The organism is Gorillibacterium sp. sgz306347 (assembly GCF_059735245.1).
The window spans coordinates 116,817-126,964 of sequence record NZ_JCAPET010000009.1 but is presented as its reverse complement, the minus strand read 5'-3'; the positions used below and the strand labels follow the sequence as shown (position 1 = coordinate 126,964).

Below are 10,148 nucleotides of genomic sequence, written 5' to 3'. Positions count from 1 at the left end.
TATCCTCTTACAGGCACCATGTAAGTTTTTTTGCAAGTCTACTGCAAAAACCGTTCTTTTTTTGCGCTAACGGTTGCCACAGAGGCTATTTCGGTAAAAACGCGCCAAACCCCGGCAAAAAAACACTAATAAGCCCTGTGGCAACCGTTAGATTTTAAAAAAGGCCCTTTTGGCCCAAATAGCCGCTGTGGCAACCGTTAGAATTTAGTCCGCTGCAAAAACGGTTCGTCGCCATCCCCCAAACCTTATTTTGATCATCTCTTCTTCTAAACTCCCCCATTCGCGAGCTCTCAAGTGGGTGTTCGTGACCAGGTTAGACCGTTATCAGAAAAGGCGTTTCCCGCATTTTGCTGTCCCCCGTCCATGGCCCGCCCATAGCCCATGCCCCGCCCATGCCCCCCCCCGCCCCTCGCCTCCTCCCGCCCCCCGTTCCGGGCCTTTGCCGTCATTGGCGGTTCCCTCTTTTCATATACATGGAGGAAGACGAACGCGCTGGGAGGGAACGCCTTGAACCCGCACGAATGGACCGCCCTGGAGAAGGCCATTGAGGAAATCACCGAGATCGCCCGGGGCTTCGGCCTTGATTTTTATCCGATGCGCTACGAGATTTGCCCCGCCGACATCATCTACACCTTCGGGGCTTACGGCATGCCCACCCGCTTCAGCCACTGGAGCTTCGGGAAGTCCTTTCACAAAATGAAAACGCAGTACGACTTCGGACTCAGCAAAATTTACGAGCTGGTGATCAACTCCAATCCCTGTTACGCCTTCCTGCTGGACGGGAACTCGCTGATCCAGAACAAGCTGATCGTGGCGCATGTGCTGGCTCATTGCGATTTTTTCAAGAACAACGTCCGCTTCTCGAAGACCAACCGCGACATGGTCGAAAGCATGTCCGCCACGGCCGAGCGCATCCGCCGGTATGAGATCGAGCACGGCGCGCATCGCGTTGAGCAGTTCCTGGATGCGGTGCTGGCGATTCAGGAGCACGTGGACCCGGACCTCGTCCGGCCTTACCGGCCCGACCGGTACCCCGAGGACGACGATCCGGCGGCGGCGGATGGAGGACGGAACACGCGCAAAACCGGCTACGAGGATTTGTGGGAGCTGGAGCTGGAGGACCGGGACGCAGACCTGGAAGCTTACCGGAAAAACCGGCAGCGCAAGTTCCCCCCCAAGCCGGAAAAAGACCTGCTCTGGTTCATTCAGCAGTACGCGCCGGAGCTGGAGCCGTGGCAGCGGGATATTTTGACCATGCTGCGCGACGAGATGCTTTATTTCTGGCCTCAAATGGAGACGAAGATCATGAATGAGGGCTGGGCGTCCTACTGGCACATCCGGATTTTGCGGGAGCTGGACCTGACGCCGGAAGAAACGATTGAATTTTCCAAGCTGAACTCATCCGTCGTCTGCCCCTCCAAAAACAGCCTCAACCCCTACTACCTGGGCTACAAAATCCTGGAGGACATCGAAAAACGCTGGGACCATCCGACGGAGGAGGACCAGGCCAAATACGGACGGAATCCGGGAAAAGGGCGGGAAAAGCTGTTCGAGGTGCGCGAATTCGATTCGGATGTATCCTTCATCCGCAGCTACCTGACCCGCAAGCTTGTGGAGGACCTCGACCTCTACGTGTTTGAAAAACGGGGCGCGGACTGGAAAATCACCGACAAAGCCTGGGAAAACGTCCGCGACCAGCTCGTTTATTCCCGCGTAAACGGCGGCTTTCCTTATTTGACAGTGGAAAACGGAGACTTCGGCAAAAACGGGGAGCTGTACCTGAAGCACGGCTACGAAGGCATGGAGCTGGACCTGAAATACGTAGAAAAAACACTGCCTTACGTGCATCGCCTTTGGGGGAAGCCGGTCCATCTGGAGACGGTCATCGAGGACAAAACGGTGCTGTTCAGCTATGACGGCACGAAGCAGCAGCGGCAGTTTTTGTAAGCAAGGGTGGCCGGGTACTAGAAAATAGAGTAAAATATAGGAACATCATCCGATGGCTTGACGAGCTTCCGCTTTCCCCTCACGCGGCGCAGACGGAGGATTGCCGTCCAAATCGCGGGCGGTCCTTTCCAAGCGGGGAAGCCAGTGGGCCGGGGCGCAAACGGATCTCGTTTTTTCGGACGGGGAGGTGGTTCCTTTTGAACAAAAGAAAAGGGTTGTTGCTCGGCGCGGCGGCAGCTCTTCTGGTAACCGGTTCTTCCGTTTACGCCGGGTCGGAGAAAACAAGGGACGAGATTCGTACGGGATTTGACCGCATCGCGGCTTCGCTCGGCGTTCAGGAACAACGGACAAAAGCCCTCGGGACCGACGTGCTGGTCGAGGGTGACGGGTTTCAGATCACCGGCAGCGCGTTCCGCTTTTATCAAAAAAATATAGAATTGACGCGGTCGCTGCCGGGCGGCGAGCAGGTGAAGGGTCCCGGCGATGATACGCTGCTCAAGCTGATGATCCTGGAAGCGCTGGCAGTTCGGGAGGCGGAAAAGCTGGGGCTCGCCGTCACCGAAGCCGAACTGGATTCCAGCATCAAGGGGGAACGGAAAGCGCTCGAATTGGCGGCGGACGATAGGGAGAACGAGACGGCAAAAGCTCTGCTGGAAAACCGCATACGCATCACCGGTTTGACGCCCGACGAATTCTGGAGCAACGCCGAAACACGGCAACTGTACCGGAACGCCATCCTCATGTCCAAACTGCTGAAGCACTTGAACGAAACGGGCGCTTTGGACCGGAGCGGCGATTATCAAAGCTATCTCGACGGGCTCCTGGCAAAGGAAGAAGAACATTACACCATTAATCAGTCGGTGCTTGAAGCGACCACAAATTAACGCAAGGGGACGGTTTCTACGGCATGCGGTTGTTCCGCTGCCAGAACCGTCCCTTTGTTTTGTGCCCGTAAGCGAGGTCCGCCTTTTGCTGGGCGGCCAAGCTGGCGCGACTGTCGGGCCGGCTTCCTCCGGCAATCACTGTAGTGGAGATTGTCTGACTCCAAAGTGAGGAAAAAACATATGTCGGATGACCGTCATCATACAGCGAAACACTGCGCACGGTGCTCTAACGGTTGCCACAGCGGCTATTTGCCCAAAAAAGAGGGGATAAAATTTGTAACGGTTGCCACGGAGCTTATTTGCGTTTTTTCACCTGATTCCGCCCGTTTTTTTCGATATAAGCCCTGTGGCAACCGTTAGAATTTTGAAAAGGCCTTTTTGACCCAAATAAGCCCTATGGCAACCGTTAGAATTTGAAATGGGTTTTTTGGCGCGAATCAGTCCCGTGGCAATCGTTTCAAAACCTAAAGGGACTACAAGATAGAGGCTGCGAGCCGCTCCCCGTAGGGGATTTGCAAATGGTAAGCAAGAGTGGGCGTAGGCGGGGGTAGGCATCAGCTCCTTTAGCTGTGTTTCCGCCTGCCGCCGGACACGCATGCCGCCGCGGGCCCCGGCGTGGCACGGCTGGGCCGGCCGCCGCCGGGCACGCCGGGGCGTCGCAGGACGCGCCATGCCGCCGCGGGCCCCACCGGCCGCCGCCCGGCGGAGGCCGCGTCTGTCCGCCGGGCCGCTGCGGCGAAACGGGCAGCCGGCTAGTCCGCCGGATAAATCAGCGAGACCCGCCGGTCGTTCAGGAAGGCGACCCATTCTTCGGACGGCCTGCGGTCTGTGACCAGGTAGTCGATTTGGTCGAAGCCGAACAGACGCACGAACGCCGTGCGGTCGAACTTGGAGTGGTCCGCAAGCAGCAGCACTTTGTTGGCCTGCTGCCGCATGCGGAGCTTCAGCTCGCTTTCCGCCTCGTTCGAGTCGCTGATGCCGCCCGTCATTGACAGCGCCTTGCAGCTGATAAGCGCGGCATCGACAAAATACTTCCGGATCACCTGCTCCGCATTCGGCCCGACGAACGAGCTGCTTCCCGGCTCCAGCGTGCCGCCAGTGGAGATCAGCTTCTGGCCCGCGTGCTGGTATTCGCTCAAAACCGCAAGCGAATTGGTGATCACGGTCAGCCGTTCCTTCGCTTCCACTAGCTTGCGCAGCGCTTCAAATGCGGTGGTGCTGGCGTCCGCCATCAGCGTGTCGCCGTCGCTGACCAGCTCAAGCGCGGCCTCCGCGATGTTTTGTTTTTCCGTCCGGTTGACGTCATGCCGGTCCGCATAAGACGGGTCGTCGTTGGTATGGACGCTCAGGACCGCCCCGCCGTAGTTTTTTTGGGCCAGCCCCTCTTTTTCCAGCTTGTCCAGGTCGCGCCGGATCGTTTCCTCGGACACGCCGTACTCGGCAGCCAGATCGGACACCAGCACCTTCTTGTTTTTATAAAGCTGGTGGAGGATCAAATCGCGCCGTTCGAAGGCCTTCATCTCCGCTTTCCCGCCTTCCGCTATCGTTTCTCTGCCGCCAGCGCGGCTCTCGTCCCTCTAGTCTACTACATGTCTCCCCGGGGAAAAAGAGGAATCCAACTAAAAAACCACACTATCCAGATCAAATCCCACAAGAATCAACTATTTTTATAATAATTCTCGTTGTTTTTTGTTGACTGCTCTCTCAATCCCTTCTATGATTAGTTCAGAAACCAAACAAACCTCGGCATGACAGCGCTTACTACATTCCAGTTTAAGGAGGAACGGCAGTGGCAATACATTATCCGAAAATCGGCATCCGTCCCACGATCGACGGCAGAAGACGAGGGGTGCGGGAGTCCCTGGAAACGCAAACGATGGGCATGGCGGAGCGGGTGGCCTCTTTTCTTGAGCGAGCGCTTTTTTACCCGGACGGCACCCCCGTCCGCTGCGTCATCGCCGATACGACCATCGGCGGCGTGAAGGAAGCCTCTGCGGCGCGCGACAAATTTGCCCGCGAAGGCGTGGGACTGACCGTTACGGTAACGCCCTGCTGGTGCTACGGCACCGAGACGATGGACATGGACGCCGCCGTCCCGCATGCCGTATGGGGCTTTAACGGCACCGAGCGCCCCGGAGCGGTCTACCTGGCGGCGGTTCTCTCCGCCTATGCGCAAAAGGGCATTCCGGCCTTCGGCATTTACGGGGAAGACGTACAGGATTCGGGCAGCGAGACCATCCCAGCCGACGTCCAAAGCAAGCTGCTGCAGTTTGCGCGCGCCGGCCTTGCCGTCGCGCAGATGCGCGGAAAGGCTTACCTGTCCATGGGCTCCGTGTCGATGGGCATCGCGGGTTCGATCGTGAACGACGCTTTTTTTCAGGACTACCTGGGCATGCGTTCCGAATACGTCGACATGACGGAATTCGTACGGCGCTTTGACGAAGAGCTTTACGACCGCGAGGAGTTCGAGCGGGCTCTTGCCTGGTCGAAGGAGCATTGCCGGATCGGAGCGGACAACAACCCGGAAGCGCTCCGCGCAAGCGACGAGGACAAAGAGCGGCAGTGGGAGACCTGCGTCAAAATGGCGCTGATCGGGCGGGACCTGATGGCCGGCAATCCGAAGCTGGCGGAGCTTGGCTTTGAAGAAGAAGCCTGCGGCCACCATGCCATCGCCGGCGGGTTCCAGGGCCAGCGGCAGTGGACCGACCATTTTCCGAACGGGGACTTCATGGAGACCATCCTCAACTCGTCGTTCGACTGGAACGGGCGGCGCGCGCCTTATATACTCGCCACCGAGAACGACAGCCTGAACGGAGCCACGATGCTTTTCCAATACCTTCTGACCAATACCGCGCAAATTTTTGCCGACGTCCGCACCTACTGGAGCCCCGCCGCCGTGGAACGCGTAACGGGCTACAAGCTGGAGGGCGAAGCCGCCGGCGGCCTGCTCCACCTGATCAACTCCGGCTCCGCCGCCCTGGACGGAACGGGCCGTCAAGCGAAGGACGGCAAGCCCGCGATCAAGCCATTCTGGGAAATCACCGACGAGGAAGCGGAAGCCTGCCTCAAAGAAACGCAGTTCCGCCCGGCATCGGTGGAATACTTCCGCGGCGGCGGCTTCTCCACCGACTATCTAACCAGAGGCGGCATGCCGGTCACGATGGCCCGCCTGAATCTGGTCAAGGGACTCGGTCCGGTGCTCCAGCTCACCGAGGGCTGGACAGTCGACCTGCCGGAAGCCGTGCACGACGCGCTGGACAAACGCACCGATCCGACCTGGCCGACGACCTGGTTCGCTCCCCGTCTCACCGGACGCGGCGCCTTCCGGACGGTATACGATGTTATGGACAACTGGGGCGCAAACCACGGAGCGATCAGCTTCGGGCACATCGGCGCCGATCTGATCACGCTCGCCTCCATGCTCCGCATCCCGGTCAGCATGCACAACGTGGAGGAAACGAGAATTTTCCGGCCCCGCGTCTGGTCGATGTTCGGAACCGACCAGCCCGAGGCGGCGGACTTCCGGGCGTGCCAAACCTTCGGTCCCCTGTATTGATTCTTCCGCGAAAAGGAGCCGCCAAATGAACCACGCAACCAAATCGATGCTGGCCGTCGACCTGGGCGCCAGCTCCGGAAGAGTCGTGCTCGGCGTATACGACGGCGATTCGCTGGCCGTATCGGAGGTATACCGGTTTGCCAACACGCCCGTTCAGGTGCAGGGGCATCTGCATTGGGACGTGCTGAAGCTGTTCCATGAAGTCAAACAGGGCATCCGGCTGGCATTTCGCGAAGGCGTTTCGCCCGTCAGCCTCAGCGTTGACAGCTGGGGCGTCGACTACGGTTTTCTTGACGGGGACGGCCGCCTGCTCCTCGCGCCCTGCCATTACCGCGACCACCGAACAGCCGCGTACACGGCCCGGCTGGAAGCGCTGCTGCCGCCCGAGGAACAGTTCCGGCTCACCGGCAACCAGCCGGACCCGATCAACACCGTGTACCAGCTTTACGCCGACTGGTGCTCTATCCCTTGGCTCAAGGACGCGGCGGCGACCGTCGTTCACATGCCCGACCTGTTCCATTACTGGCTGAGCGGTGTCGCGGCCGCCGAGCAGACGATCTTCAGCACAAGCGGCCTGCAAGCGGCCGGAACCGGCGTCCCGGCCGCCCCGGTGCTCAACCGGCTCGGCATTCCGGCCCGCCTCTTCCCCCGGCCCGTAAAACCGGGCACGCTTCTCGGCCCTGTTCTTCCCCGGGTCCGGGAAGAACTCGGCATCGGGCCGATGCAGGTTATCGCCGGGGCTTCCCATGACACCGCGTCGGCGGTCGCCTCCATCCCCTTTGCTCCGGACAGCCGGGCGGCGTTTATCAGCTGCGGCACCTGGTCGCTGGTCGGGATGGAAACCGCCGCTCCGCTGCTGACGGAGGAATGCCGCCGGCTCGGCTTCACGAACGAAAGCGGGTTCCGCGGGACCAACCTGCTGCTGAAGAACATGACCGGGCTCTGGATTTTGCAGGAGTGCAGGCGCTGGTGGGCCGAAAACGGGGAAAGCTGCAGCTTTGCGGAAATGACGGAGTGGGCGGAGGCGGCCGAAGGCCCGTTCCCGCAGCTCGACACGGACGACCCGCTGTTCGCCGCACCCGGCAACATGCCGGAGCGGATCCGCGCCTACTGCGTCCGCACCGGCCAAGAGCCGCCCGCGAGCAAAGGTGCGCTGGCGCGCGCCGTCATCGAAAGCCTCGCGCTTGGCTACAGCCGGACGATCCGTGAGCTGGAGAGCCTGACCGGCAAGCCGTTCGACACGGTTCACATGGTCGGCGGCGGCATCCAGAACCGGCTGCTCTGCCGGCTTACGGCCGCCGCTTGCGGGAAGCCGGTTGCCGCCGGGCCGCTCGAAGCAAGCGCCGCCGGCAATCTGCTGATCCAATTGATCGCGCTCGGAGAGCTCGATCTGCCCTCCGCCAAGAAGCTTGCGGCGCGTTTGGGCGATTCGGTCCGCTACGAGCCTTCGGAAGCGGCCCCCCTACAATAGCAAACCCGCGCCGCCGAAGGGCGGCGGCATCAAGCACAAGAGAGGAGCCATCGACAATGGAAAACCGGGAGCAAGAGCTGCGCCGCCTGATTTGCGAAATCGGCAAAAACCTGTTTACGAAAAACTTTGTCGCGGCCAACGACGGAAACATTTCCGCCCGGCTGTCCGAAAACGAGGTGCTGGCCACGCCGACCGGCGTAAGCAAGGGCTATCTGGAGCCCGGCATGCTGGTGAAGGTCAACCTTCAGGGGGATATTCTGGAGGCCAAGGAAGGAGTAAAGCCTTCCACCGAGGTAAAAATGCACCTGCGGGTTTACCGGGAATGCCCGGACATGAACGGCGTCGTCCACGCGCATCCCCCGTTCGCAACCGCGTTCGCCATCAAAGGCGAGCCGCTGGACAAAATGCTGATGCCGGAATCCGTCATCGCCATGGGAGAGATCCCGATCGCCAAGTACGGCACCCCTTCCACCGAGGAGGTGCCGGATTCGCTGGCGCCGTTCTTCGGCAAGAAAAGCGCCGTTCTGCTGGAAAGCCACGGGGCGATCACCTGGGGCAAGGACGTAATGGCCGCTTATCTGAACATGGAGCGGCTGGAGTTTACCGCCAAGCTGACCTTCCTGACCCGTCTGATCGACGGCGAAAGGGAGCTGCCTCCGAACCGGATCGAAGAACTCGTGGCGCTCCGGTCCTTTTACGGCATGTAAGGAGGCCAAAGCCATGCTGAAGAAAATCCCCAAGCTGCTGTCTCCGGAACTCGTCCGCATTCTGATGGAAATGGGCCACGGGGACGAGCTTGTGCTGGCCGACGCCCATTTTCCCGGCCATTCCCTTCATTCCCGCGTTATCCGCTATGACGGAATCGGCATCCCTTCTCTGCTTGACGCCATTCTGGAGCTGATGCCGCTTGACCATTACGTGCCCCATCAGACCGCTCTGATGTCCGTTGTGGCAGGCGATTCGACCTCGCCCGTGATCTGGGCCGTTTACAAAGAGATCCTCGCCAAGCATGACAGTCACGCTTCCGTGGAGTTCGAGGAGCGGTTTGCTTTCTACGAGCGAGCCAAACGCAGCTACGCCATTGTAGTGACTGGAGAGGAAGCGCTGTACGGGAATATTTTGATCAAGAAAGGCGTTTTGCCAACCGAATAAGCGTTTGGCCTTGGTGAACGAAAAGCCTCTCTCCCTCCGGAGAGGGGCTTTTTGCATGGCTGGGCATTTCTTCCGCCACCGTTATTCGCCGGCCGCCGGACGGGGTAAATATGGAAGTATGGCGATTCCAGCAAATAAAGGAGATGAAGGGAAGCGTATGTTCAAACGGCTTGATGAAATCTTAATTGAAATCCCCGAAGTCGAAAAAGCGGACCCGAACGCGGCCGCGGCCCTGCAAGAGCTCCTGGGAGGCAAGTACGGCGAAATGTCAACGCTGAACAACTACCTCTACCAATCCTTTAATTTTCGCGGAAAAACCAAGCTGAAGCCCTTTTACGACCTGGTGACCAGCATCACGGCCGAGGAGCTGGGCCATGTGGAGCTGGTGGCCCACGGAGTGAATAAATGCTACCTGGGCGCCACCAAGCCGGCGGCGCCCGACGAAGGCCCGCTGAATCCGCTCAAGGACGCCCGGCTCAGCTATCACTACCTGGCCGGCGCGCAATCGTCGCTGCCGGTCGATTCGATGGGACGTCCCTGGACGGGCGATTATGTCTTTAACAGCGGCAACCTGATCCTCGACCTGCTGCACAATTTCTTCCTTGAATGCGGAGCCCGGACGCATAAAATGAAGGTGTACGAAACAACCGACCACCCGGCGGCCCGCGAGGTGTGCGGCTTCCTGCTCGTGCGCGGGGGCGTCCATGTCGTCGCCTACGCCAAAGCGCTGGAGATGGCGACCGGCGTCGACGTAACCAAGCTGGTCCCGATTCCTTCGCTCAGCAACAAAGCGTTTACCGAAGCGCGAAAGTACGAGGAAAAAGGCGTCCATACCAAGCTGTATACGTACAGCGACCTCGATTTCAGCGACATCGCGCAGATCTGGAAGGGCACGCATCCGGAGGACGGACTGCCGCTGGAAGTGATTCAGGGCGCGCCCAAAGGGGTACCCATTCCCGAGGCTCCGACAGCCGAGGAAGAATTTGCGCCGGGCATCTCCCACGAGGACTTCCTTGAGATCGCCAAGCGGCTGCAAAACGCCGCCAACATTCGCTAACCCGCTTTGCTTGCAGGACCGCGTCAGACGAGCAGATAATAAAAGCCCGTTCTCCCTGGCACAGGAGAACGGGCTTTGCTG

Annotated in this window: 8 protein-coding genes; 7 read left to right on the top strand and 1 reads right to left on the bottom strand. The window is 59.7% G+C overall.

Features of this window, described 5'->3' with window-relative positions; all coding sequences use genetic code 11:
* The first annotated feature begins 507 nt into the window (after positions 1–507).
* Positions 508–1,947 (top strand): SpoVR family protein, encoded by a 1,440-nt coding sequence (locus tag AC6I6H_RS07425; protein ID WP_497953106.1) that lies wholly within the window; start codon positions 508–510, stop codon positions 1,945–1,947.
* 197 nt (positions 1,948–2,144) lie between these two features.
* Positions 2,145–2,831, top strand: a complete 687-nt coding sequence (locus AC6I6H_RS07420; protein WP_497953105.1) for a SurA N-terminal domain-containing protein — start codon at positions 2,145–2,147, stop codon at positions 2,829–2,831.
* Positions 2,832–3,583: 752 nt separating this feature from the next.
* Here the strand turns inward: AC6I6H_RS07420 and AC6I6H_RS07415 are convergent.
* Positions 3,584–4,351, bottom strand: a complete 768-nt coding sequence (locus AC6I6H_RS07415; RefSeq protein ID WP_497953104.1) for a DeoR/GlpR family DNA-binding transcription regulator — start codon at positions 4,349–4,351, stop codon at positions 3,584–3,586.
* A gap of 269 nt (positions 4,352–4,620) precedes the next feature.
* Here AC6I6H_RS07415 and AC6I6H_RS07410 point away from each other — a divergent pair, with 269 nt between their 5' ends.
* The 5 genes from AC6I6H_RS07410 to AC6I6H_RS07390 all read left to right on the top strand — a co-directional run bounded on the left by AC6I6H_RS07410 (position 4,621) and on the right by AC6I6H_RS07390 (position 10,067).
* Positions 4,621–6,387, top strand: coding sequence for an L-fucose isomerase (locus tag AC6I6H_RS07410; RefSeq protein WP_497953103.1), 1,767 nt, complete (start codon positions 4,621–4,623; stop codon positions 6,385–6,387).
* A 25-nt stretch (positions 6,388–6,412) separates the two neighbouring features.
* Complete coding sequence (locus AC6I6H_RS07405) at positions 6,413–7,858, top strand: rhamnulokinase (RefSeq protein ID WP_497953102.1); 1,446 nt, start codon at positions 6,413–6,415, stop codon at positions 7,856–7,858.
* 56 nt (positions 7,859–7,914) lie between these two features.
* Positions 7,915–8,565, top strand: coding sequence for a class II aldolase/adducin family protein (locus tag AC6I6H_RS07400; protein WP_497953101.1), 651 nt, complete (start codon positions 7,915–7,917; stop codon positions 8,563–8,565).
* A gap of 13 nt (positions 8,566–8,578) precedes the next feature.
* Positions 8,579–9,010, top strand: coding sequence for an L-fucose mutarotase (fucU, locus tag AC6I6H_RS07395; protein WP_497953100.1), 432 nt, complete (start codon positions 8,579–8,581; stop codon positions 9,008–9,010).
* Positions 9,011–9,167: 157 nt separating this feature from the next.
* Positions 9,168–10,067 (top strand): manganese catalase family protein, encoded by a 900-nt coding sequence (locus AC6I6H_RS07390; protein WP_497953099.1) that lies wholly within the window; start codon positions 9,168–9,170, stop codon positions 10,065–10,067.
* Positions 10,068–10,148: the final 81 nt, after the last annotated feature.